The organism is Stenotrophomonas sp. RG-453 (genome assembly GCF_033843685.1).
GTDB classification, from domain to species: domain Bacteria; phylum Pseudomonadota; class Gammaproteobacteria; order Xanthomonadales; family Xanthomonadaceae; genus Stenotrophomonas; species Stenotrophomonas bentonitica_A.
This window is the reverse complement of sequence record NZ_JAMYED010000011.1, coordinates 81,139-102,346: the sequence shown is the minus strand read 5'-3', so window position 1 is coordinate 102,346 and position 21,208 is coordinate 81,139. Positions and strand designations below refer to the sequence as shown.

At 67.7% G+C, this 21,208-nt stretch carries 23 protein-coding genes and 1 tRNA gene; 18 read left to right on the top strand and 6 right to left on the bottom strand.

Going from position 1 to position 21,208, the window contains the following annotated elements:
• Nucleotides 1–67: 67 nt before the first annotated feature.
• Entirely contained in the window at nt 68–493 is a 426-nt protein-coding gene (locus tag NJD74_RS18840) for an organic hydroperoxide resistance protein (protein ID WP_019185509.1), read from the bottom strand.
• Between the two features lie 111 nt (nt 494–604).
• Here NJD74_RS18840 and NJD74_RS18835 point away from each other — a divergent pair, with 111 nt between their 5' ends.
• On the top strand, nt 605–1,441 hold the full coding sequence (locus NJD74_RS18835) for an AraC family transcriptional regulator (RefSeq protein WP_319624767.1): 837 nt from the start codon (nt 605–607) through the stop codon (nt 1,439–1,441).
• 21 nt (nt 1,442–1,462) lie between these two features.
• On the opposite strand, the gene NJD74_RS18830 is transcribed toward NJD74_RS18835, so the two are convergent.
• Nucleotides 1,463–2,419 (bottom strand): cation transporter, encoded by a 957-nt coding sequence (locus NJD74_RS18830; protein ID WP_070426418.1) that lies wholly within the window; start codon nt 2,417–2,419, stop codon nt 1,463–1,465.
• Nucleotides 2,420–2,588: 169 nt separating this feature from the next.
• On the opposite strand from NJD74_RS18830, the gene dusA reads away from it, so the two are divergent.
• The 4 genes from dusA (at nt 2,589) to NJD74_RS18810 (ending at nt 6,392) form a co-directional block, all read left to right on the top strand.
• The gene (gene dusA, locus NJD74_RS18825) at nt 2,589–3,605 is read left to right on the top strand and encodes a tRNA dihydrouridine(20/20a) synthase DusA (protein ID WP_070474383.1); all 1,017 of its coding nucleotides are present in this window, start codon (nt 2,589–2,591) and stop codon (nt 3,603–3,605) included.
• 212 nt (nt 3,606–3,817) lie between these two features.
• Nucleotides 3,818–4,186: a hypothetical protein gene (locus NJD74_RS18820; protein WP_046272358.1), complete on the top strand. Its 369-nt coding sequence runs from the start codon at nt 3,818–3,820 to the stop codon at nt 4,184–4,186.
• A 77-nt stretch (nt 4,187–4,263) separates the two neighbouring features.
• Entirely contained in the window at nt 4,264–4,947 is a 684-nt protein-coding gene (locus tag NJD74_RS18815) for a response regulator transcription factor (RefSeq protein WP_019185514.1), read from the top strand.
• A gap of 20 nt (nt 4,948–4,967) precedes the next feature.
• Nucleotides 4,968–6,392 carry a sensor histidine kinase gene (locus tag NJD74_RS18810; protein ID WP_019185515.1) on the top strand — a complete coding sequence of 475 codons (1,425 nt, stop codon included), beginning with the start codon at nt 4,968–4,970 and terminating at the stop codon, nt 6,390–6,392.
• Nucleotides 6,393–6,508: 116 nt separating this feature from the next.
• On the opposite strand, the gene NJD74_RS18805 is transcribed toward NJD74_RS18810, so the two are convergent.
• Both NJD74_RS18805 and NJD74_RS18800 read right to left on the bottom strand, forming a co-directional pair.
• Nucleotides 6,509–7,294, bottom strand: coding sequence for a M90 family metallopeptidase (locus NJD74_RS18805; protein ID WP_019185516.1), 786 nt, complete (start codon nt 7,292–7,294; stop codon nt 6,509–6,511).
• Nucleotides 7,261–7,536 carry a hypothetical protein gene (locus NJD74_RS18800; protein WP_026070147.1) on the bottom strand — a complete coding sequence of 92 codons (276 nt, stop codon included), beginning with the start codon at nt 7,534–7,536 and terminating at the stop codon, nt 7,261–7,263. The genes NJD74_RS18805 and NJD74_RS18800 overlap by 34 nt, the downstream gene beginning before the upstream one ends.
• Before the next feature lie 129 nt (nt 7,537–7,665).
• Here NJD74_RS18800 and birA point away from each other — a divergent pair, with 129 nt between their 5' ends.
• The 7 genes from birA to NJD74_RS18765 all read left to right on the top strand — a co-directional run bounded on the left by birA (nt 7,666) and on the right by NJD74_RS18765 (nt 12,105).
• The gene (birA, locus tag NJD74_RS18795) at nt 7,666–8,631 is read left to right on the top strand and encodes a bifunctional biotin--[acetyl-CoA-carboxylase] ligase/biotin operon repressor BirA (protein WP_319624766.1); all 966 of its coding nucleotides are present in this window, start codon (nt 7,666–7,668) and stop codon (nt 8,629–8,631) included.
• Nucleotides 8,628–9,365: a type III pantothenate kinase gene (locus tag NJD74_RS18790; RefSeq protein ID WP_102788857.1), complete on the top strand. Its 738-nt coding sequence runs from the start codon at nt 8,628–8,630 to the stop codon at nt 9,363–9,365. The genes birA and NJD74_RS18790 overlap by 4 nt, the downstream gene beginning before the upstream one ends.
• 9 nt (nt 9,366–9,374) lie before the next feature.
• Nucleotides 9,375–10,223, top strand: coding sequence for an SPOR domain-containing protein (locus tag NJD74_RS18785; protein ID WP_319624765.1), 849 nt, complete (start codon nt 9,375–9,377; stop codon nt 10,221–10,223).
• A gap of 40 nt (nt 10,224–10,263) precedes the next feature.
• Nucleotides 10,264–10,339 (top strand) — tRNA-Thr (locus NJD74_RS18780).
• 93 nt (nt 10,340–10,432) lie between these two features.
• Nucleotides 10,433–11,353, top strand: coding sequence for an arginase (gene rocF / locus NJD74_RS18775; RefSeq protein ID WP_319624764.1), 921 nt, complete (start codon nt 10,433–10,435; stop codon nt 11,351–11,353).
• Nucleotides 11,354–11,544: 191 nt separating this feature from the next.
• Complete coding sequence (locus tag NJD74_RS18770) at nt 11,545–11,682, top strand: entericidin A/B family lipoprotein (protein ID WP_019185522.1); 138 nt, start codon at nt 11,545–11,547, stop codon at nt 11,680–11,682.
• A gap of 201 nt (nt 11,683–11,883) precedes the next feature.
• Nucleotides 11,884–12,105, top strand: a complete 222-nt coding sequence (locus NJD74_RS18765) for a CsbD family protein (RefSeq protein WP_019185523.1) — start codon at nt 11,884–11,886, stop codon at nt 12,103–12,105.
• 90 nt (nt 12,106–12,195) lie between these two features.
• Here the strand turns inward: NJD74_RS18765 and NJD74_RS18760 are convergent, their stop codons facing one another.
• Nucleotides 12,196–12,996, bottom strand: a complete 801-nt coding sequence (locus NJD74_RS18760) for a hypothetical protein (RefSeq protein WP_319624763.1) — start codon at nt 12,994–12,996, stop codon at nt 12,196–12,198.
• Between the two features lie 107 nt (nt 12,997–13,103).
• On the opposite strand from NJD74_RS18760, the gene NJD74_RS18755 reads away from it, so the two are divergent.
• From NJD74_RS18755 to NJD74_RS18740, 4 genes are all read left to right on the top strand, one after another.
• Nucleotides 13,104–14,393 (top strand): tryptophan--tRNA ligase, encoded by a 1,290-nt coding sequence (locus tag NJD74_RS18755; RefSeq protein WP_319624762.1) that lies wholly within the window; start codon nt 13,104–13,106, stop codon nt 14,391–14,393.
• Nucleotides 14,394–14,562: 169 nt separating this feature from the next.
• Nucleotides 14,563–14,892: a hypothetical protein gene (locus NJD74_RS18750; protein ID WP_019185526.1), complete on the top strand. Its 330-nt coding sequence runs from the start codon at nt 14,563–14,565 to the stop codon at nt 14,890–14,892.
• Nucleotides 14,893–14,932: 40 nt separating this feature from the next.
• Nucleotides 14,933–15,865 (top strand): MBL fold metallo-hydrolase, encoded by a 933-nt coding sequence (locus NJD74_RS18745; protein WP_319624761.1) that lies wholly within the window; start codon nt 14,933–14,935, stop codon nt 15,863–15,865.
• A gap of 71 nt (nt 15,866–15,936) precedes the next feature.
• A complete protein-coding gene (locus NJD74_RS18740; RefSeq protein WP_070474396.1) occupies nt 15,937–17,589 on the top strand; it encodes a M28 family metallopeptidase in 1,653 nt (550 codons plus the stop codon).
• 239 nt (nt 17,590–17,828) lie between these two features.
• Here NJD74_RS18740 and NJD74_RS18735 read toward each other — a convergent pair whose 3' ends face one another.
• Complete coding sequence (locus tag NJD74_RS18735; RefSeq protein ID WP_019185530.1) at nt 17,829–19,163, bottom strand: MFS transporter; 1,335 nt, start codon at nt 19,161–19,163, stop codon at nt 17,829–17,831.
• A gap of 177 nt (nt 19,164–19,340) precedes the next feature.
• Here NJD74_RS18735 and yedA point away from each other — a divergent pair, with 177 nt between their 5' ends.
• Both yedA and rarD read left to right on the top strand, forming a co-directional pair.
• Complete coding sequence (gene yedA / locus NJD74_RS18730; RefSeq protein ID WP_319624760.1) at nt 19,341–20,243, top strand: drug/metabolite exporter YedA; 903 nt, start codon at nt 19,341–19,343, stop codon at nt 20,241–20,243.
• Entirely contained in the window at nt 20,240–21,160 is a 921-nt protein-coding gene (gene rarD, locus NJD74_RS18725; RefSeq protein ID WP_019185532.1) for an EamA family transporter RarD, read from the top strand. The genes yedA and rarD overlap by 4 nt, the downstream gene beginning before the upstream one ends.
• The last annotated feature ends 48 nt before the right edge of the window (nt 21,161–21,208 follow it).

The window sequence follows — 21,208 nt, the reverse complement described above, 5'->3', positions numbered from 1 at the left end:
ACGGGATCCACCGCGGTGGGATGGGCGGTTGCCAGACGATCAAGTCAGGCAGCCGCCCATTTTTTTTTCAGACCACCGTCAGCGTCACGTCGATGTTGCCGCGGGTCGCGTTGGAGTACGGGCACACGATGTGCGCCTTCTGCACCAGTTCTTCGACCTGCTCGCGCGGCAGGCCCGGAACCGAAATCTCCAGCGCCACTTCGATGCCGAAGCCGGTCGGGATCTGGCCGATGCCGACCTTGCCGGTGATCTGCGTTTCAGCCGGCAGAGCGACCTTGGCCTGACCGGCCACATACTTCAGCGCGCCCAGGAAGCAGGCCGAGTAACCGGCGGCGAACAGCTGCTCCGGGTTGGTGCCCGGGCCGCCCGCGCCGCCCAGCTCGCGCGGGGTGGAGAGCTGGATGTCCAGCACGTTGTCGGAAGAGACGGCGCGGCCGTCGCGGCCGCCGTTGGCAGTGGCCTGGGCGGTGTACAGAACGTTGGCAATGGACATGGGAATCTCCTGCGGAGTGAAAGGGGTGGGCCAGATGGCAGGTGTACTTTGCGCGCCTGAGTCGTACTTATGGCAACATTTCGTCCAGAAAACTTGATCTGGAGTCCGCCAATGGTCGATCGACTGCAATCCCTGCTGGACCGCTTCGCGGTGTCGGCCGAGGTGTTCCATGCCGGCGCGCTGTGCGGCATCAACGATCTGCCCGCCGACGGCGAGCGCGGCCAACTGCATCTGATCCGCGACGGCGATGTGCGCGTCGAGCATCCGGACGGCAGCGTCCTGCAGATCACCACGCCCAGCGTGCTGCTGTACCCGCGCCCGCTCGCGCACCGCTTCGTCACCGATGCCACCCGGGGGGCCGACTTTGCCTGCGCCAACCTGCAGTTCGAAGGCGGCGCCAACAACCCGGTGGCCGCAGCATTGCCGCCGATCGTCTGTCTGCCGCTGGAGGGCCTATACGGCGGCCAGCCGGTGCTGTCGCTGTTGTTCGAAGAAGCCTTCGCGCAGCGCTGCGGCCGCCAGGCGCTGCTGGATCGCCTGTTTGAAGTGGTGGTGATCCAGATCCTGCGCGCGCTGATGGAGAGCGGCCAGATCCGCGTCGGCCTGCTGGCCGGCATGGCCCATCCGCGCCTGCGCCACGCGCTGGTGGCCATGCACGAGGCACCGGCAGACGAGTGGACGCTGGAGTCGCTCGCGCAGCGCGCCGGCATGTCACGCAGCGCCTTCGCTGACAGCTTCCGCGACACCATCGGCAGCACGCCCGGTCATTACCTGCAGGGCTGGCGCACCCGCCTGGTGCAGCAGGCGCTGCGCCGCGGCCATCCGCTCAAGCGCATCGCCATCGATGTGGGTTACGGTAGCGAAGCGGCGTTGTCGCGCGCGTTCAAGGCGCAGACCGGGCAGTCGCCACGGCAGTGGAAGCAGGGCAGCGCGGGAACCGAGCGATAGGACGATGCCCGTTGGCCTCGCTCAGATCGCCCACTCCCGATCCGTGGTGAACATGATGGTCAGCCAGCGGTCCGGCGACTCCTCACCCAGCGCCTCGCCGATCTCGTCGCGCAGCCGGTCCCACTCGATCAGCGCCCGCGGCGGATCATCGGCGCGCACCACGAAGAACAGTTCGATCTGCTCACCGCGCCCGACCTTGGCCACGTAGCTGCGATACTCCAGGAAACCGTGCCGGGCCACGATGTCGCGCGCCACCTCGTCCACGTGCGTCTGCAGATCCAGCGGGGTGATCAGCAGAATGTCCGACAGTGCTTGGCGCACCGTGCCCATCGGCGCCACCACCACGAACAGGCAGACCACCAGCAGGATCGCCGGATCGATGTACGGGACCAGCCACGCCCACGGCGTGCCGCCCAGCACATAGCCGCCGACGAAGGCGACCAGATACGCCGCCGACATGCTGGCCGCGACGACCCAGTTCTTGGCATCCAGGGCAATGAAGTCCGAGCCGATCGACCGGTTCGCCCGGCGCACGAACAGCGCCAGGCCGGTTTCGGCCACGATCGAAATCACCGCGAACAGGATCGCCGGCCCCAGCGCGATCTCGCGTCCGCCGGACATCAGGGCATCCACCGCATTGACCGCCGCGTACAGCGCCGCGCCGATCATCAACGTGCCGCTGACCCCGAGCACGATCGGCTCCAGGTGCCAGAAGCCCATGGTGAAGCGCTGGTTCAAGCGCGACTGCAGGGTATCGACGTGGGTCGACAGGCTGATCAGGCGCACCACCAGCAGCGACAGCCAGGTCATCACCACGTCGATCAGCCCGTAGATCCCGTCGAAGATGATCAGCGAGGAGTTGGCCAACAGGCCGAACGCCACGGCCGCGGCGGCCATCGCCAGGGAGGCGGCGATCGACAGGCGCAGGACGCCTTGCTCGGTGGTGGGGTCGAAGCTGGGCAGACGGAGCGCGGGCATGGATGCCTGGGAGGGACGTGCAGGGCTGCATTGTCTACCGCCGTCGTTGCAGGCGGGTACTCCGCGCGCGATCCGGCCGCCGGCTGCACCCTCGGGCAGCGTTCATGGGAAGGGGGTAAACTATTGATTGCGCTGGCATTGCCAGTGAATTCAGACAGCCCCGCGCCCCATGACCCAGCCGATCACCGACGCCGCCGCGCGTTACGCCGCCTCCCTGCGCCTGTCCGTCGCCCCAATGATGGACTGGACGGACCGCCATTGCCGGTACTTCCATCGGTTGCTGGCACCGGGCGCACGGCTGTACACAGAGATGGTGCACGCCAACGCGGTGATCCATGGCGACCGCGAGCGCCTGCTCGGCTTCGACGGCAGCGAGCATCCGCTGGCCCTGCAGCTGGGCGGCAGCGATCCGGGCCTGCTGGCCCAGGCTGCGCGTATCGCGCAGGAATGGGGCTACGACGAGGTCAACCTCAACTGCGGCTGCCCGTCCGACCGCGTGCAGGCCGGCCGCTTCGGTGCCTGCCTGATGCGCGAGCCGGCGCTGGTCGCCGAGTGCGTGGGCGCGATGGTTGCCGCGGTGGACATTCCGGTCACGGTGAAATGTCGCTTGGGCGTAGATGACGACAACGACTACGAAAACTTCGTCAACTTCGTCGATCAATCGGCCAACGCCGGGAGTGCGATGTTCGTGGTACATGCCCGCAACGCGTGGCTGAAGGGCCTGTCGCCCAAGGAAAACCGCGAAGTGCCGCCGCTGCGGTACGACTGGGCGCACCGCCTCAAGACCGACCGCCCGCAGCTGCAGATCGTCCTCAACGGCGGCTTGGCCACGATCGAGGCGGCGCAGGCCCAGCTGCCGGCCCTGGACGGGGTGATGCTGGGCCGTGCGGCCTACCACGATCCCTACGTGCTGCATCAGCTCGAGGCCGCCCAGACCGGCGCCGCGCTGCAACCTCGCGAAGCCCTGCTGCGCGCGATGCAGCCCTACATCGAGGCCCGGCTGGCCGCCGGGCTGGCCCTCAAGCACATCACCCGCCACCTGCTGGGCCTGTTCCATGGGCAGCCAGGTGGGCGCGCTTTCCGCCAGATCCTGAGCGAGGGCTCGCACCGGGTCGGGGCCGACTGGAGCCTGATCGAGCAGGCACTGGCAGTGACCCGGGCGCAGGCCGAACGCGTCGCCGCGTGAGCCGCGTCACCTTGTCGGCTTGACAAGCATCCCGCTTTGACCGCCAATGTTCACTTATATGAACGGCGCGGGGAGGCGGCAGGAAAAGTTCAGATCGGATTCACTGGCTAAAACCAAGAATTCGCTAAAGATTCGTAAAGCGCCGGCCCAGGCTGGCGGTTGCCGATTCACAACTTTTGAACGTTTAGCCGCGCTCCGCTAGGATCAGACCGATGTTCTCCGTGACCCGCCACCGCCGCATTGCCGCCTTCGCCCTGTTGGCGACGGGCGCCGCTGCCTCCAGCAGTGCGTGGGCACAGATGCCACCGCCGGAAGCGGCCCGTGCCGAGATGATGCGCACGGCCGAACGTGGTGGCCCGCAGGAGCGCTCGCTGTCCGACGCGGTGCGTCGGGTGCAACGTACTACCGGTGGACACATCCTCGGCGCCGAGCGCGTGCCCTTCGATGGGCGCGATATCAACCGGGTGAAGTACATGGATGATCGCGGTCGCGTCCGCTATATGGACGATCCGGCGACATCGCGTTCACAGCCCCGCACGCCGCGCTCGGATATGTCATCACTACGCGGCGATAACCCCTGAACAGGGATAGTTGTCCGCAGTCATCTGCATTACCCACTGGCCCCATGGGGCCATACCCAGGACACTAGGGAGAGTTCATGCGTATCCTTCTGGTCGAAGACGAAGCCCCGCTGCGGGAAACACTGGCAGCCCGGCTCAAGCGCGAAGGCTTTGCCGTCGATGCTGCGCAGGACGGTGAGGAAGGTCTGTACATGGGCCGCGAAGTACCGTTCGACGTCGGCATCATCGATCTGGGCCTGCCCAAGATGTCGGGCATGGAACTGATCAAGGCGCTGCGCGACGAGGGCAAGAAGTTCCCCGTGCTCATCCTGACCGCGCGCTCAAGCTGGCAGGACAAGGTCGAGGGCCTCAAGCAGGGCGCCGACGATTACCTGGTCAAGCCGTTCCACGTGGAAGAGCTGCTGGCCCGCGTCAATGCGCTGCTGCGCCGCGCCGCCGGCTGGAGCAAGCCGACGCTGGAATGCGGCCCGGTCGCGCTGGATCTTGCCGCGCAGACGGTCAGCGTCAACGGCAGCAATGTGGACCTCACCAGCTACGAGTACAAAGTGCTCGAGTATCTGATGATGCATGCCGGTGAACTGGTCTCCAAGGCCGACCTCACCGAACACATCTACCAGCAGGATTTCGACCGCGACTCGAACGTGCTGGAGGTCTTCATCGGCCGCCTGCGCAAGAAGCTCGATGCCGACGGCGAACTCAAGCCGATCGAAACCGTGCGTGGCCGCGGTTACCGCTTCGCCATTCCGCGCAACGAAGGCTGAGCTGCGGCTGGCGATAGATGATGTCCGGCCGTCTGTGGTTCTTTAAACGCTGGCGGCCGCGCTCACTGCAGGCGCGCCAGCTGCTGGCCGCCTCGGTGGGCCTGGTGGCCTTCCTGGCCCTGGCCGGCTACGCGCTGGACGCCGCCTTCGCCGATACCGCGAAGGCCAACCTGCGCGAGCGCCTCAAGAACTACGCCACCGCCTACGCGGCCGGCATCGACTTCACCCGCGACCGCTCGCTGTACATCCGCGAGCAGCCGCCGGATCCGCGCTTTGATGTTCCCGGCAGCGGCCTCTATCTGCAGGTCGTGATGCCCGACGGCAAGGGCAACTCCATGTCCGCCGAAGGCCCGATGCTTCCTACCGTGGGCGGCGGCATGCTGGCCCCGCGCCAGGAAGTCTTCGAAGGCCCGTTGCCGATGATCCAGATCGACGGCAGCGAGGGCTCGGCCTACCGCTATGGCATGGGCCTGGTCTGGGATGCCGACGCCGACCCGGCCACCGAATTCCCGTACACGATCTACGTGCTCGAAGACTCGCGCGCGCTCGGCGCGCAGCTGCGCGTGTTCCGCGGGCGGGTGTGGTTCTACCTGGGTGGCATCGGTCTGATCCTGCTGTTGCTGCAGACCGTGATTCTGCAATGGAGCCTGCGCCCGATGCGGCGCGTGATCAACGAACTGACCAAGGTCCAGCGCGGTGAAACCGAGCGCATGAGCGAACGGCATCCGCGCGAGCTGGAGCCGCTGACCGACAGCATCAACGCCTTCATCGAGAGCGAGCGCGAAAACCTCGAGCGCCAGCGCAACACCCTGGCCGATCTCGCGCACAGCCTGAAGACACCGCTCGCGGTGTTGCGCACGCAGCTCGACAGTGGCGCACGCGATGAGGATCTGCGCGAAGAATTCGACGTGCAGCTGCGGCGCATGAACAACCTGGTGTCCTACCAGCTGGCGCGCGCGGCGTCGTCCGGCCACAAGCTGTTCTCCGCGCCGTTGCCGATCGAGTCCAACGCCGAAGAGATCGTGCGTGGCCTGGAGAAGGTGTATGCCTCGAAGGGCGTGCTGTGCGAATTCGACATCGATCCCGCCGCGCGTTTCCATGGCGAGCCTGGTGACCTGCAGGAGCTGCTCGGCAACCTGCTGGAGAACGCCTTCAAGTGGGCCAAGCGTCGCGTGCTGCTGACCGCGCATCCGTTGCCGGCGCCCGGTGCGCGTCGCGCAGGCCTGGTGCTTTCGGTGGACGATGATGGCCCGGGCATCGCACCGGAAGACATCGCCAAGGTGCTGCAGCGTGGCGTGCGTGGCGATGAGCGCGTGCAGGGCCACGGCATCGGCCTGTCGATCGTGCAGGACCTGATCAAGGATTACCGTGGCGAACTGCAGGTGACGCGTTCGCCGGAACTGGGTGGCGCGCGCTTTGAAGTGAAGCTGCCGCCGGGGCCGTAAAGGCTGTACCGACCAGCGGTCGGTACCTACCCGTGGTCTGCAGGGTGCATCATCGATCTGGATCGCCCGGCATTTCCAAGGCGCTGGTGGCCCACGACCGTTGGTCGTGGCGCGCCTCACCGCATCAGCGGTGACGGTCCATAGAACCGCTGCAGATGCCCGGCCACCGCCGGCATCTCACGCGCCAGCAGCGCCGGTGCGGAGAAGTGGTACTCGCTGACCACCGCGAAGAATTCTTCCGGCGCCTCGGACGCGTAGGGGTCGATCAACGTCTGCCGACCGCTGTCCACCTCGGCGCAGAACGTGTCGTAGGCCTGCTGGAAATCCGCTGCCCATTGCGTTTGCCACGCCCGCGGCAACGGCGGCGTGCCGTCGATCGCCCCGTCCAGCGCATCGATCTTGTGCGCCATCTCATGCACCGCCACGCAGAACCCGGCTTCGGGATCGGCGATGTCGGCCTGGATGTCGGCCCAGGAGAGAATCAGCGGACCGCTGTCCCAGGATTCGCCGATCAGTGCGTCGTCCCATTCGTGCAGCACGCCGGCGGCATCCACATGGCTGCGGTGCACGCGGAACGCGTCGGGATAGACGATCAGCTGCGACCAGCCACGCAGGCCGATTTCGCCCAGTTCCAGCAACGGCAGGCAGCACAGCGCGGCCAACAGCACGCCGTCGGCCTCATCGAGCTGCAGTTCGGCGGCCGGGCTGATCGTCTTCTCGTGGAGGAAGCGGGCGGCGAGGGCGCGCAGGCGCTCGCGGCGGGCTGGGTCCAGCTGCTGCAGCCACGCGGCGCGGCGGCACGTGCGGTCCCAGAGGGTGGGGTCGATCTCGCGTGGCGTGCGGCGCAGCCAGCCCAACAGTCGTTCGATCAGCGGAACATACCCGGCAGGAAGCTGTGCCATTTCGGCGCACGCAGGCGCGGCAGTACGTCGTCATCGCCACCGCCGCCGGTGCTGGTACCGCTGCTGGCGCTGGGCTTGACGGTCGCCGGGGCGGCGGCCGCCGAGGCCGACGCGGGCGCACTGCGCTCGTTCTCGCTGCCCGAATAGACACACGCGCCGCGGCCCGCCGTGGTGAGCGCATCGGAAGCGTGCGCGGCCAGCGGGGCCATCAGGAGGAGCAGGCAATGGGCGAACGGGCGCATCGTCAACATCCACAGGGCGGGTCAAGTTCTCGATTCTAGCCCGATTCGCCCAAGGGATTGGAAGGCCTCCGGTGGGCGCTGGCGGCGGCTTTCCCGCATACTTTTCCCGTTTACCCGATGGAAGCTGCCGTGGACGACCGCCAACTGCTGGCCAAACTGGGCGCCGAGCGCCTGTCCGGCGACGCGCTGGCGCGCGAACTGGGCCAGACCCGCGCCGCGATTTGGAAGCGGATTCAAGGACTTAGAGCCGCCGGGGTCGATATCGACGGCCGCGCCGGTGACGGCTACCAGCTGCAGCAGCCGCTGGACCTGCTGGACGCCGGTGCCATCCAGGCTGCGCTGCCGGGCCCGGTGTCCGCCGAACTGGCCTCGCTGGAGATCGCCTGGTCAGTGGCGTCAACAAACAGTGAATTGTTGCGCTGCAGCGCGCCGGAGCGCGGGGTGGTGGTGCTCCTGGCCGAGCGCCAGACCCGTGGCCGCGGGCGGCGGGGGCGGGTGTGGGCCTCGCCGTTGGCGGCGCATGTCTACCTCTCAGTATTACGCGGCTTTGCCGGTGGCCTGTCGCGGCTGGGCGGGCTCAGCCTGGTCGCCGGTGTCGCGGTGGCCGAAGCACTGCGCGAGGCGGGCTTCGGCGGTGTCGCGCTGAAGTGGCCGAATGACCTGGTCGTCGACGGCCACAAACTCGGTGGCCTGCTGATCGAAGGCGGCGGTGAATTCGCCGGCCCTGCGCGGGCCGTGATCGGGCTTGGCGTCAACGTACGCATGCCGGCCACCTTCGCGGCGGAGATCACCCAGCCCTGGACCGATCTGGACACGCTGTGTGGCGAACAGACCTCGCGCAATGCCGTGGTCGCGCGCATCCTGGCCGCGCTGCTGCCAGCACTGGACGCGTTCGAGCAGCAGGGCCTGGCGCCGTTCCTGGCCCGCTATGCCGCGCTGGACAGCCTGGCCGGGCGCGAGGTGCAGGTGGAAGAAGGCGGCGTCCTGTTTGCCGGCACGGCACTGGGCCTGGCCGACGACGGAGCACTGCGCGTGCGTATCGACGGAAGCGAACGGGTTTTCCATGCGGGCGAAGTCAGCGTGAGGGCGCAATGAGCGACTGGTTGTTTGACCTGGGCAATTCGCGCTTCAAGTTCGCGCCGCTGCAGGGCGTGCGCGCCGGTGACGTGCAGGCATGGCCGCATGGCGCCGAAGCAATGCCTGCGCTGGCACTGGAGGCGCTGCCCTCGGGCGATACCGCGTATGTCGCCAGCGTCGCAGCGCCGTCGCTGACGGCCGCCATGCTGGATGTGCTGCAGGCCCGCTTCCGCCACGTCCGTGTCGCGCGTACCGAGGCCGAATACGCCGGTGTGCGGATCGCCTACGCCGACCCCAACCGCTTCGGCGTGGACCGTTACCTGGCACTGTTGGCCGTGGCGGCGCGGGGCCAGGCCGTGCTGATCGCCGGAGTGGGCACCGCGCTCACCATCGATCTGATCGACGCCGATGGCCAGCATCACGGCGGGCGCATTGCCGCCTCGCCGACCACCATGCGCGAAGCGCTGCATGCGCGCGCCGTGCAGTTGCCGGCCGCAGGCGGTGACTACAGTGAGTTCGCCAACGACACCGCCGATGCGCTGGCCTCCGGCTGTGATGGTGCGGCGGTGGCCTTGATTGAACGCAGCCGCATGCAGGGCGGTGAACGCCTCGGCGCGCTGCCGCATCTGCTGGTGCACGGGGGTGGTGCACCGGCGCTGCTGCCGCTGCTCGGCGATGCCGAGTTCCAGCCCTCGCTGGTGCTTGATGGGCTGGCCCGCTGGGCCGTGCACCAACCGCCGTCGGCAGGCTAGGATCAGCCGATGCTTACCCGTGCCCTGATCGTCGTCCTGGTCATCCTCAACCTCGGTGTCGCGCTGTGGTGGCTGCTGCGCGGTGAACCGGTCAGCGCGCCGCCAACTTCGCCGGTCGGTGTGGCCCAGCTGGAAGTGCTGCCGGCCACGCAGGCGCCGCCGGCTGCCGCAACGCCGCTGAACGCCGCGCCGGCGCTGCAGGACGTCACGCCCGCTTCCGCGCCGGTGGCCCAGCCGCCGGTGCCCAAGGCCGCGCCGACCACCGCCGAGCCAGCCGCCGCCGTGGCTGACACGCCTGCACCGGCGCCCGCCACCAGCGTGCCTGCACCGGCCCCGGTGGCGGCAGCTCCGGTACCGGCATCCACACCCGCTCCGATCACCGCAAGCCCCACGCCCGCCCAATGCGTGAGCCTGGGGCCGTTCGCTGACCGCGCTGCCGCCCAGGCCGCCCAGTCACGCGCCGGGGCAGCCCTGCGTGGGGCCAGGCTGCGCGAGGTCGCCGATGCCGGCGCCACCCGTTACCGCGTCCTGCTGCCGCCCGCTGCCAGTCGTGAAGAAGCGCAGGCCACGGTCAAACGCATCGTCGCGGCCGGGGTGAGTGATTACTACATCATTGCCCAGGGCGAAGAGGCCAATGCCATCGCGCTGGGCCAGTACCGCAACCGGGAAGGTGCGGACCGCCGCCTGGCGGCCCTGAGCGCGGCCGGCTTCAAGGCGACCATGGTCGCCAGCGGGGGCGATGGCAGCGCACAGTGGTGGCTGGATGCGACCCTGGCCGATGGCACCGGCGCCGCCGCGGTCCGCCAGCGCACCGGTGCGGCCCAGCAACGCTCGCTGGAATGCGCGCGCTTGCGCTAGAATCCCGGCTCCGCGACGGTCCTCCCGCCGCGATGCCCATGCCGGCATAGCTCAGTTGGTAGAGCAACCGCCTTGTAAGCGGTAGGTCCCCAGTTCGAATCCGGGTGCCGGCACCATTGATGCACAGTCGATGACGACTGCTGCAGCGCCGCGAGTCGTATCACGCCGCGCTGGCTATGCTGGTCCTCTTTGCAATGGAGGCAACAGCGATGGCGATGTATTCCCCGGTGTCCCTGATAGGCGTGCCCACCGATATCGGTGCGGGCCACCGTGGCGCAGGACTGGGACCGGACGCCCTGCGCATCGCGGGCCTGGGTGACGCGCTCACCGCGCGCGGCGTGGAGGTGCGCGACCTCGGCAACCTGGACGGCCCGCGCAACCCGTGGACGGCACCGGTGCAGGGCTACCGCCATCTGGACGAGGTGGTGGCCTGGAACCGCGTGCTGATGGAGGCGACCTACACCGAACTGCAGGCCGGCCGCATGCCGATCATGCTCGGTGGCGACCACTGCCTGGGGATCGGTTCGATCACCGCGGTCGCGCGCTGGTGCCGCGAGCAGGGCAAGGACCTGCGCGTGCTGTGGCTGGATGCGCATTCGGATTTCAACACCAGCGAGGTCACGCCCTCGGGCAACGTGCACGGCATGCCGGTGGCCTGCCTGTGCGGGCTGGGCCCGGACGCGCTGACCCGCCTCGGTGGTGATGCACCGGCGATCCGCCCGCAGCAGGTACACCAGATCGGCATCCGCTCGGTGGACCAGGAAGAGAAGCGGCTGATCAAGCAGCACCAGGTGGATGTCTACGACATGCGCTACATCGACGAAGCCGGCATGAAGCGCACCATGGAGGCGGCGCTGGCCGGCATCGATGCCAACACGCACCTGCACGTCAGCTTCGACGTGGACTTCCTGGACCCCAGCATCGCGCCGGGCGTGGGCACGACGGTGCCGGGCGGGGTCAACTACCGCGAAGCGCAGCTGGTGATGGAGATGATCGCCGACACCGGGCGCATGGGCTCGCTGGACATCGTCGAGCTGAATCCGCTGCTGGACAACCGCAACGCCACCGCCGAACTGGCCGTCGATCTGGTCGAAAGCCTGTTCGGAAAATCGACGCTGATGCGCGATTGAGCAAGGCTGGCTGAACCGTATTTGCGTGCATTCACATCCGCTGCACGCCTCTCCCGCCAGATTGCACTTCACGCGGCGCCGTGTGGTTGAACCCACGGCACTGCAGGTCGGGAAGGGGAGCTGCGCTGGCGTGCTCTTCTGACAGGCGGGACCGGATTTCGGTATTGAATTTGAACAACCAGGAGAACCCCATGAAGCGTGTTATCGCACTGATGCTGTTGTCGATGTTCTCGGTGGCCATGCTGTCCGGCTGCAACACCGTTGCCGGTGCCGGCAAGGACGTGCAGAAGGCCGGTGAAACGGTCGAAGGCGCTGCCAAGGGCAACTGATCCAACCGATCAGTCGTCAACGGAAAAGGCCGGGATTTCCCGGCCTTTTTCATGTCCGCCAAATGGCGGCGGAACGCGTGCAGTGGTGAATCATTCAAGCTCGTGAGCGTGCGTTTCATCGCTGCTTGACCGCGCGGCAACGCGGCCACGCGCATTCTGGACCCACGGCGAAATGGCCGTTGCAATCAAGGATGCGAACCCATGAACAAAGACATCATTTCCGGCAAGTGGACGCAGCTCAAGGGCAAGGCGCAGGCCAAGTGGGGCGACCTGACCGACGACGATTTCAAGGTGGCCGAAGGCAATGCCGAGTACCTGGCAGGGCGCCTGCAGGAACGCTATGGCTGGGCACGCGACCGTGCTGAAACCGAAGTCCGCGACTTCGAAGCGGCCATGCGCAAGGATTATCCGGATTACCACTGAGTGGTGATCCATGACGACGGCGCCGCCGTCGGGGGTTGAAACCGGGACGGGCCGCGAAAGCGGCCCGTTTTCTGTGGGGCACCTGCGCGATCAGCGGCGGCGCTGCGGCGGGGGATCGGGCACGTATTGGCCCGGGAAGGCCTGGGGCTCGTCGCGCACCGGCGCGCTTGACCTTGGAATGATCCCGCGTGCCACCAGATTGCGCTCGCTGTCGTAACGCACCTGCACCTGCTGCGTCGGAAAGGCCGTGTCGCGTTCGAACGCGGTGTTGCGCACCCGCGACGGCTCGCGCTGGCCGTGGCCGGTGCCCAGTTGCGGTGCCGGGGCGGTGGAACCGGTCACCCGCACACGCTCCGTCGTCGAGGAGCGTGCCTGTGGGCGTGCCCTGGCATCGGCGGAGTCGGCCACGGCGGGGGCGGCTTCCCATGACACCCGCCCCGCCTCGCGGAACACGGCCACGCCGATCACGCCGATGTTGGCCGGGCGTCCGGTGCGGCCGGCGTAGCTGCGGTCCGGATCGGTGAACACGAACTGGGCGACCTCGTCGGCGGATTTGCGCCAGCCATGGATGTCGGTGGTCTGCCACGGGTTGAGCACGTAGCCGGTCTGGTGGGGCGCGGCCACCTCGCCGCTGATGGCATTCAGGCCATCGACCGAAAGCACCACCAGCACGCGCTCGGCGCTGCCGTTGCGCAGGCGCACGCTGTAACGGTGGCCCTGCTGGCCCGCGATCCAGCGCTGGCCGTCCTGGCGGTACTGGGTCAGGGCTTGGCCGCTGTCGCGGTCGGTCACCGTCAGGTGGACCGGCCCGGTGTCGTAACGAAGCGGCAGCGCCGGCTTGAACCCGCACAGGGCCAGCACGGCAAGCAGGGGCAGGATCAAACGTTTCATGGCAGGGCTCCGCAGGGCAGGTGCACGATCAAACGCACGGGCCGGGCCAACGGGGTCGAGCGCGGGCAGGTAAACTGGGGCGGTTCATCTGTCCGCATTGATTCCCCATGACTACCCGCGTCCTTACCGGCATCACCCCCTCCGGCACGCCCCACCTGGGCAACTACGTCGGCGCCATCCGTCCGGCGATCAGCGCCAGCCAGGCCTCGGAAATCGAGAGCTTCTTCTTCCTGGCCGACCTGCACAGCCTGATCAAGGCGCAGGAGCCCGAGCGCACCCAGCGCTCCACGCTGGAGATCGCGGCGAGCTGGCTGGCGTGCGGGCTGGATCCGGACACGGTGTGGTTCTACCGGCAGAGCGACATCCCGGAAACCACCGAGCTGATGTGGTTCCTGACCGTGATCGCCAGCAAGGGCATCCTCAACCGCGCGCATGCCTACAAGGCCGCCGTGGACAAGAACCGCGAAGAGCAGCTCGACGACGATGCCGGGGTCAGCGCGGGGCTGTTCATGTACCCGGTGCTGATGGCCGCCGACATCCTGATCTTCAAGGCCAACCGCGTGCCGGTCGGCCGCGACCAGATCCAGCACATCGAGATGGCGCGCGATTTCGCGCAGCGCTTCAACCACGTCTACGGCCAGGAGTTCTTCCCGCTGCCGGAGGTGGTGATCGATGAGCAGGTCGCTACGCTGGCGGGCCTGGACGGCCGCAAGATGAGCAAGAGTTACCACAACACCATTCCGCTGTTCGCCCCGCGCGCGGAGTTGAAGAAGCTGGTGTTCTCGATCCTCACCGATTCGCGCGCGCCGGGTGAGCCCAAGAGCACCGAAGGCTCGGCGTTGTTCCAGATGTACCAGGCCTTCGCCACCCCGGAGCAGACCGCTGCGTTCGCGCAGGCCTTCGCCGAGGGCATCAGCTGGGGCGATGCCAAGCAGCAGCTGTTCGAGCGGATCGACAGCGAGATCACCCCGCTGCGCGAACGCTATGACGCCCTGATGGCCGAGCCGGAGAAGATCGAGGCGCTGCTGCGCCGTCGTGGCCAGCAGCTGCGTGAGCAGTTCGCCGTGCCGCTGCTGAAGGAGCTGCGCCATGCGGTTGGCCTGCGCGATCTGTCCACCGCCGGTGATGTACCCAGCGAGGAAAGCGGCGCCGCGCGCGCGGCACCGCCGCTGTTCAAGCAGTACCGCGAAAAGGACGGCCGCTTCTACTTCAAGCTGCAGGCCGGTGACGGCACGCTGCTGATCCAGAGCGAGGGCTTTGATTCGCCGCGCGACGCCGGCCAGCTGATCGGCGTGCTCAAGCAGACCGAGCATGGCGACGGGCTGCAGAGCGAGCTGTTCAAGCTCGAGGCGGAGGTGGATGTCGTGCTCGCCGCACTGCAGGCACTGCGCGAGTAACGCCGCCTGCTGGCCAACACCCAGCCAACCGCAGCCCCACGTAGTGCCGGCCGCTGGCCGGCAACCAGGCGACCGCGCCATCACACAGGCATCGGCCGTTGGCCGGTGCCACCGCTATGGCATGATGCCCCTGCACGCCGCGGGGCGTGATCCTGCACGGGAGACTGCGATGGCCTGGTTGTCGTTGTTGTTGTTCCTGCCCTGGTTCGTGCTGCTGGGCACGCTGTACTGGCTGTTCCCCCGCCAGCCGCGTGGCACCGCGCGCCGCGTGTTCGACGGTGCCGCGCTGGTGCTGGCCTTCGTGCTGAGCATCCTGGCGATGCTGTGGGGCCACCATATCGGCGTGGTCCAGAACGATGCCGGTCCAATCTGGCGGCAGGTACTGGCCGTGCTCTATGCCTACGGTGCCTTTCTGGCGGTGATGGTGGCCGCGGTGCTGCTGCGCGGGCCACTGCTGAGCGCGACTGCGACCAAAGCCGCATCGAAGCCGCTGCACTGATCGACGTAAGATGGGGGCGTTTCGTGCCAGGGATGCGTTGATGCACTCCGACCCCAGCATTCATACGATCGACACCGCGTTCCAGCGGGATGATTTCGATGCCGCCTACCTGATCGTCGAGAACGGCCGGGCAGCGTTCATCGATTGCGGTACCGGCCTGGCCGTGCCGGCGATGCTCGCCGCGTTGACGCGCGCCGGCTGCACGCCCGAGCAGGTCGACTGGCTGATCCTGACCCATGTGCACCTCGACCACGCCGGCGGTGCCGGCCTGCTGATGCAGCAGCTGCCCAACGCCACCCTGGTGGTGCATCCGCGTGGTGCGCCGCATATGGTCGACCCGACCCGCCTGATCGCCGGGGCCACCGAGGTCTACGGTGAGGCGGAAATCGCGCGCAGCTATGGGCCGATCCTGGCCGTGGGCGCTGACCGGGTGGTGATCGCCGAAGATGGCCACACCGTGGATCTGGCCGGGCGCACCCTGCTGTGCGTGGATACGCCGGGGCACGCCCGCCATCACCTGTGTGTGTGGGATGCGCGCAGCCGCAGCTGGTTCACCGGCGACACCTTCGGGCTGTCCTACCGCGAGCTGGACAGCGCGCAGGGCGCCTTCATCGTGCCCACCTCCTCACCGGTGCAGTTCGATCCGGAGCCGCTGAAGCAGTCGATCGCAAAGATGCTGGCCTACGATCCGCAGGCCATGTACCTGACCCATTACGGGCGCGTGGCACCCCCGCGGAAACTGGCTGACGATCTCGTCGAACAGATCGATGCCATGGTCGAGATCGGTCGCCAATGCGATGGTCGGCCGGATCGGCATCGCTGCCTGGTCGCGGCGTTGACCGCGCTGTACCTGGAACGCGCGCAGGCGCATGGCTGCCCGCTGGATGATGAAGCGGTGGCCCGGGTGCTGGCGATGGATATCGAACTCAACGCCCAGGGCCTGGCGTGCTGGCTGGATCGCGACCGCCGCTAGTGCACGGTCACGGGGGTGTCACGTTACACTCCGGTGTCCTGTTTTCCGTCCTGGTGTCTGCCGTGAATCCGATGCGCATGCTGCTGCTGTCGTCCTGCCTGTTCGTGGGCGGCCTGGCCCACGCCGCCAATGACCTGCCCGGCGGCGGCATCGATCCGGAGGCACTGTCGCGACATGTGCGGATCCTGGCCTCGGACGAGTTCGAGGGCCGCGCCCCGGCCACGCCCGGTGAAGAGCGCACCGTCCAGTACCTGATCGAAGAGTTCAAGAAGTACGGCCTGCAGCCCGGCGGCGTGGATGGCGGCTGGGTGCAGCCGGTGCCGATGGTGCGTGCGCAGGTCGATGGCCCGGTGCGTGCGCAGCTGCGCCAGAAGGGCAAGCAGCGCGCCCTGGTCAATAGCGAGGACGTGACCCTGCAGAGCCTGCGGCCGCAGGATGCGGTGGCGATCAAGAACGCCCCGCTGGTGTTCGTCGGCTACGGCATCGATGCCCCCGAGCGCCACTGGAACGATTACAAGGACGTCGACCTGCACGGCAAGATCGCCGTGGTGCTGATCAACGATGCCGATTTCGAGGCCGACCAGCCGGGCGCATTCGATGGCAAGGCCGTGACCTACTATGGCCGCTGGACCTACAAGTTCGAAGAAGCCGCGCGCCGCGGTGCGCAGGGCGTGCTGATCGTGCACGAGACCGCACCCGCCGCGTATGGCTGGGCCACGGTGAAGAGCTCGGGCACCTCGCCGCTGTTTGATATCGAACGCACCCGCGAGCAGGCCCTGGCCCAGCACGTGCCGGTGCGCGGCTGGATGCAGCGCAGCCTGGCCGAGCAGCTGTTCCGCGATGCGGGCCTGGATTTCGAGGCCGAGAAGCGCCGTGCCATGACCCCGGCCTTCAAGCCGGTGGCCTTGGGCGATGCGCAGCTCTCGGTGGACTTCAAGCTCAAGCGCGAGCAGGTGATCACGCGCAACGTGGTGGCCAAGCTGCCGGGCGGCGCGCACGCCGATGAAGCGGTGATCTTCTCCGCGCATTGGGATGCTTTCGGTATCGGCCAGCCCGATGCCAAGGGCGACCGCATCCGTCGCGGTGCGATCGACAACGCCACCGGCGTGGCCACCGTGCTGGAGCTGGGCCGCGTCTTCGCTGCCGGCCCGCAGCCGCAGCGCACGCTGTACTTCGTGGCGCTGACCGCCGAAGAGAAGGGCCTGCTCGGGGCCAGCTACTACGCCGCGCACCCGCTCGCCCCGCTGGACAAGACCGCCGCCGTGTTGAACATCGAGATGTTCAGCCCGGATGGCCCGACCCGCGACATCGCCTCGTGGGGCAAGGGCCGGGTCTCGCTGGAAGGGGATCTGGAGCGCGTGGCCAAGGCACGTGGCCGCACCTATTCGCCCGATCCGAATCTGGAAGCGGGCTTCTTCTACCGCGCCGACCACTTCGCCTTCGCTCGCCTTGGCGTGCCAGCAATCACCATCGGCCCGGGGCTGGACATGCGTGAGGGCGGGATCGAGAAGGGCCGTGAACTGCGCGATGCGTACTTCGCCGCCTGCTACCACCAGGCCTGCGATGCGTGGACCCCGAGCTGGGACCCGAGTGGTCATGCCGCCGACACCCTGCTGGTCTACGACCTGGGCGCGGAACTGGCCAACAGCCGTCGCTGGCCGCAGTGGGAAGAAGGGTCCGAATTCCGCGCCGAGCGCGAGAAGAGCGAATCGGCGCGCCGCTGAGGCGTACCGCAGGCGGCGCTCAGCGCCGCCGCAGCAGGCGCCACGCGCCCCCGCCACTGGCCGCGAGCGCGGCCAGGCAACAGGCCATCATCGCGCCGAACGGTTGACCCATGGCAACGCAGCGCCCGTCAGGGCGCTGCGTTGCGTAAGAGGACGTGCTGGCCTGGGCGAACGCCGCCGGTACCCGCATTGCCAGCATCCACCCGCCCAGCGTGATCGCGGGGCGGGTGGTGCGGCCGTTACTTCCGGGTGCCATCGAGCCAGTTCGGGCCCTTGTTGGTCAGGAAGAACATGTAGACCACCAGCGACACCGCGATGATCGCCGTGACATACACCGCGAACATGCCGACCTGGCCGGTCTTCAGCGCGCCCTGGTACAGCAGCGGCGCGGTACCGCCGAACAGCGAGTTGGCCATCGCGTAGCCAAAGCCCACGCCCAGCGCGCGCACATGGGTCGGGAACAGCTCGGCTTTGACCACCGCATTGATCGAGGTGTAGCCGGTCAGGATCACGAAGCCGATGCCCAGCACCAGGAAGGCCATGAACGGATCGTGCTGGTTGGGCAGCTCGGTGATCAGGTACCAGCTGTACAGCACGCCACCGATGCCGAAGAACACCAGCAGGCTCTTGCGGCCGACCATGTCCGACAGCCAGCCGCCGATCGGCTGCAGCACCATCAGGAAGGTCAGCACGCCGAGATTGATCATCGTGCCGGTCATCACGTCATCGCCCGCGAAGGCGCTCTGGATCATCTTCGGCCCGTTGACCGAATAGGTGTAGAACGCCACGGTGCCGCCGGCGGTGATCAGGAAGCACAGCAGCAGCGGACGCCACTGGTTGACGAACAGTTCGCGCATCGAGCCGGAGGCCTTGGCGCGGCCATCGCGGGCGGCATCGATGGAATCGGACTGCAGCGATTCGTCCATGCTGCGGCGCAGCCAGAACACCACGATCGCCGCGACACCGCCGATGCCGAACGCCACGCGCCAGCCCCAGGCGGAGATTTCCGGCTTGCCCCAGAAGGTCAGCATGCCCAGCAGGGTCAGCTGCGCCAGCACGTGGCCACCGACGAGGGTGACGTAATGGAACGAGGACAGGAAGCCGCGGCGGCCCGGGATGGCGGCTTCGGACATGTAGGTGGCACTGGTGCCGTACTCGCCACCGGTGGCGAAGCCCTGCAGCAGGCGCGCGAACAGCAGGATCACCGCGGCCCAGATGCCGATCTGCGAGGCGGTCGGGGTGATCGCGATCAGGAACGAACAGGCGGCCATCACCGTGACCGACACCGTCAGCGCCAACCGGCGACCGTAGCGGTCGGCGAAGCGGCCGAAGTACCACGCACCGATCGGGCGCATCAGGAAGGTGGCGGCGAAGATCGCCCACACGTACATCGTGGAATTCTTGTCGGCGGCCGAGAAGAACTGGGATTCGAAATAGACGGCAAAGACGGAGTAGACGTAGACGTCATACCACTCGACCAGATTACCGGCCGAGCCTTTGAGGGTATTGGAGATGGAGCGCCGCAGGGCGGCCCGTTCGGGGTGTGCCGCAGTGGCGGGGACGGAAGTGCTCATGCAGGGTAGGGGTCCTGGCTGGGAAGCGTTGATTACTCTTGTTACCTTACCGCACGTCAAAAACGGGTGCGTGTCAGGCATCACGGTGCGGCCGGATGAAATCAGCGTGCCAGCACAAAGCGTGCCGCGCCTTCGGCAACGGCCTAGAATTCGTGTTCCCCCGCACCGTGGTGGCCCATGGCCGTCCTACCCTCCTCTCCGTCGGCCGCTCCCCGCAGCGGCCTGGTCGTCCTGGCGCTGCTGCTGGTGTACGTGGTCTGGGGGTCCACCTATCTGGGGATCCGGCTGGCGCTGGAGGGCGGCGCACTGCCGCTGACGATGGTCTCCGGCGGCCGCTTCATCATCGCCGGTTCGCTGATGTATGCCGTGTTGCGCTGGCGTGGCTCGCCCGCGCCGACCCGGCGCCAGTGGCGGAACCTGGCGATCATGGGCCTGACCATGCTGGTCCTGGGCAACGGCATGGTGGTACTGGCCGAGCGCACGGTCTCCTCGGGCCTGGCGGCGACCGCCGTGGCCTCGGTGCCGCTGTGGATGGCCCTGTTCGGCGCGATGCGTGGGCAGAACGCCAGCCGCGGCGAGTGGCTGGGCATCGCGATCGGCTTCCTCGGCGTGGTCTGGCTCAACGCCGGCAGCAGCCTGACCGCCTCCCCGCAGGGCCTGATCCTGCTGCTGATCGCCCCGATCGGCTGGGCCTTCGGCTCGATCTGGGCACGCGGCCTGGACCTGCCCAGCCCATTCATGACCGCGGCCGGGCAGATGCTCTGCGGCGGCGCGATGCTGGTCGTACTCGGCCTGCTCAGCGGCGAACGCCCGACCACCTGGCCCAGCATGAATGGGCTGCTGGCGGTGGCCTACCTGTGCATGTTCGGCTCGATCGTCGCCTTCACCGCCTACGTGTGGCTGCTGCACAACGTGCGCCCGGCACTGGTGGCCAGCTATGCCTACGTCAATCCGGTGATCGCGGTGATCCTGGGCGTGATCATCGGCAACGAGCACTTCGGCGGGCGTGACCTGCTGGCCATGGCAGTGATCCTGGCCGGCGTGGTGGTGCTGACCCTGGCCCGGACGCGAGCGAAGTGAGCCTGCCCGCACCACACAGCCTGCAGGAGCAGCGCCGCGGCCTGGCGATCACCGCGTTCACCTTCACCCTGTGGGGCCTGGTGCCGGTCTACTGGCACCTGCTCAATGCGGTGCCCTCGCAGCAGATCATCGCGCACCGCATCATCTGGAGCACGGTGCTGGTGGTGGCCTGGCTGCTGCTGAGCAACGGCCCGGGCTGGTGGAAGGCCATCGCGGCGCAGCCACGCGCGCTGCCGACGTTGGCGCTGAGCAGCGTGGCGATCGCGTTCAACTGGGGCCTGTACATCTGGGCGATCAACGCCGGGCATGTGATCGAGACCAGTCTGGGCTACTTCATCAATCCGCTGGTGAGCGTGGTGCTCGGCGTGGTGGTGCTCAACGAGCGCCTGCGCCGCCTGCAGTGGCTCGCGGTGGGCTGCGCGGCGCTCGGTGTCGCATGGCTGACCATCGATGCCGGCAGGCCGCCCTGGATCGCCCTGGGGCTGGCCTGTTCGTTCGGCCTGTACGGGTTGCTGCGCAAGATGATTTCGGTCGACCCGGTGGCGGGGCTCGGGGTGGAGAGTCTGTATCTGTTCCTGCCGGCGATCGGGTTCGCGCTGTGGAGCGAGAACGGGCACGGCGGGGCGTTCTTCAGTGGCTGGGGCTGGCGCAACGATGCGCTGTTGATCCTTGGCGGGGCGGTGACGGCGCTGCCGTTGATCGGGTTTGCGTACGGCGTGAAGCGGATTCCGCTGTCGCTGGTCGGAATCCTGCAGTACATCGCGCCGAGTATCGGGTTGTTGTTGGGCGTGTTCTTTTTCCGCGAGCCGTTCGATACGGCCAAGGCGGTGGGTTTCGCTGCGATCTGGACCGGGTTGCTGCTGTTCATCGGCGACGGTCTGTGGCGGTCGCGGGCGGGTGGTGCGTTGAAGCGCTGAAGGCTGAGAAGCCTGAAAGCCTGAAAGCTTGAGCCCTGGTTTGCTGGG

Coding starts and splice junctions, on each gene's coding strand:
- NJD74_RS18840 (WP_019185509.1), bottom strand. CDS start 493: ATGTCCATTGCCAACGTTCTGTACACCGCCCAGGCCACTGCCAACGGC.
- NJD74_RS18835 (WP_319624767.1), top strand. CDS start 605: ATGGTCGATCGACTGCAATCCCTGCTGGACCGCTTCGCGGTGTCGGCC.
- NJD74_RS18830 (WP_070426418.1), bottom strand. CDS start 2,419: ATGCCCGCGCTCCGTCTGCCCAGCTTCGACCCCACCACCGAGCAAGGC.
- dusA (WP_070474383.1), top strand. CDS start 2,589: ATGACCCAGCCGATCACCGACGCCGCCGCGCGTTACGCCGCCTCCCTG.
- NJD74_RS18820 (WP_046272358.1), top strand. CDS start 3,818: ATGTTCTCCGTGACCCGCCACCGCCGCATTGCCGCCTTCGCCCTGTTG.
- NJD74_RS18815 (WP_019185514.1), top strand. CDS start 4,264: ATGCGTATCCTTCTGGTCGAAGACGAAGCCCCGCTGCGGGAAACACTG.
- NJD74_RS18810 (WP_019185515.1), top strand. CDS start 4,968: ATGTCCGGCCGTCTGTGGTTCTTTAAACGCTGGCGGCCGCGCTCACTG.
- NJD74_RS18805 (WP_019185516.1), bottom strand. CDS start 7,294: ATGGCACAGCTTCCTGCCGGGTATGTTCCGCTGATCGAACGACTGTTG.
- NJD74_RS18800 (WP_026070147.1), bottom strand. CDS start 7,536: ATGCGCCCGTTCGCCCATTGCCTGCTCCTCCTGATGGCCCCGCTGGCC.
- NJD74_RS18790 (WP_102788857.1), top strand. CDS start 8,628: ATGAGCGACTGGTTGTTTGACCTGGGCAATTCGCGCTTCAAGTTCGCG.
- NJD74_RS18785 (WP_319624765.1), top strand. CDS start 9,375: ATGCTTACCCGTGCCCTGATCGTCGTCCTGGTCATCCTCAACCTCGGT.
- rocF (WP_319624764.1), top strand. CDS start 10,433: ATGGCGATGTATTCCCCGGTGTCCCTGATAGGCGTGCCCACCGATATC.
- NJD74_RS18770 (WP_019185522.1), top strand. CDS start 11,545: ATGAAGCGTGTTATCGCACTGATGCTGTTGTCGATGTTCTCGGTGGCC.
- NJD74_RS18765 (WP_019185523.1), top strand. CDS start 11,884: ATGAACAAAGACATCATTTCCGGCAAGTGGACGCAGCTCAAGGGCAAG.
- NJD74_RS18760 (WP_319624763.1), bottom strand. CDS start 12,996: ATGAAACGTTTGATCCTGCCCCTGCTTGCCGTGCTGGCCCTGTGCGGG.
- NJD74_RS18755 (WP_319624762.1), top strand. CDS start 13,104: ATGACTACCCGCGTCCTTACCGGCATCACCCCCTCCGGCACGCCCCAC.
- NJD74_RS18750 (WP_019185526.1), top strand. CDS start 14,563: ATGGCCTGGTTGTCGTTGTTGTTGTTCCTGCCCTGGTTCGTGCTGCTG.
- NJD74_RS18745 (WP_319624761.1), top strand. CDS start 14,933: ATGCACTCCGACCCCAGCATTCATACGATCGACACCGCGTTCCAGCGG.
- NJD74_RS18740 (WP_070474396.1), top strand. CDS start 15,937: ATGCGCATGCTGCTGCTGTCGTCCTGCCTGTTCGTGGGCGGCCTGGCC.
- NJD74_RS18735 (WP_019185530.1), bottom strand. CDS start 19,163: ATGAGCACTTCCGTCCCCGCCACTGCGGCACACCCCGAACGGGCCGCC.
- yedA (WP_319624760.1), top strand. CDS start 19,341: ATGGCCGTCCTACCCTCCTCTCCGTCGGCCGCTCCCCGCAGCGGCCTG.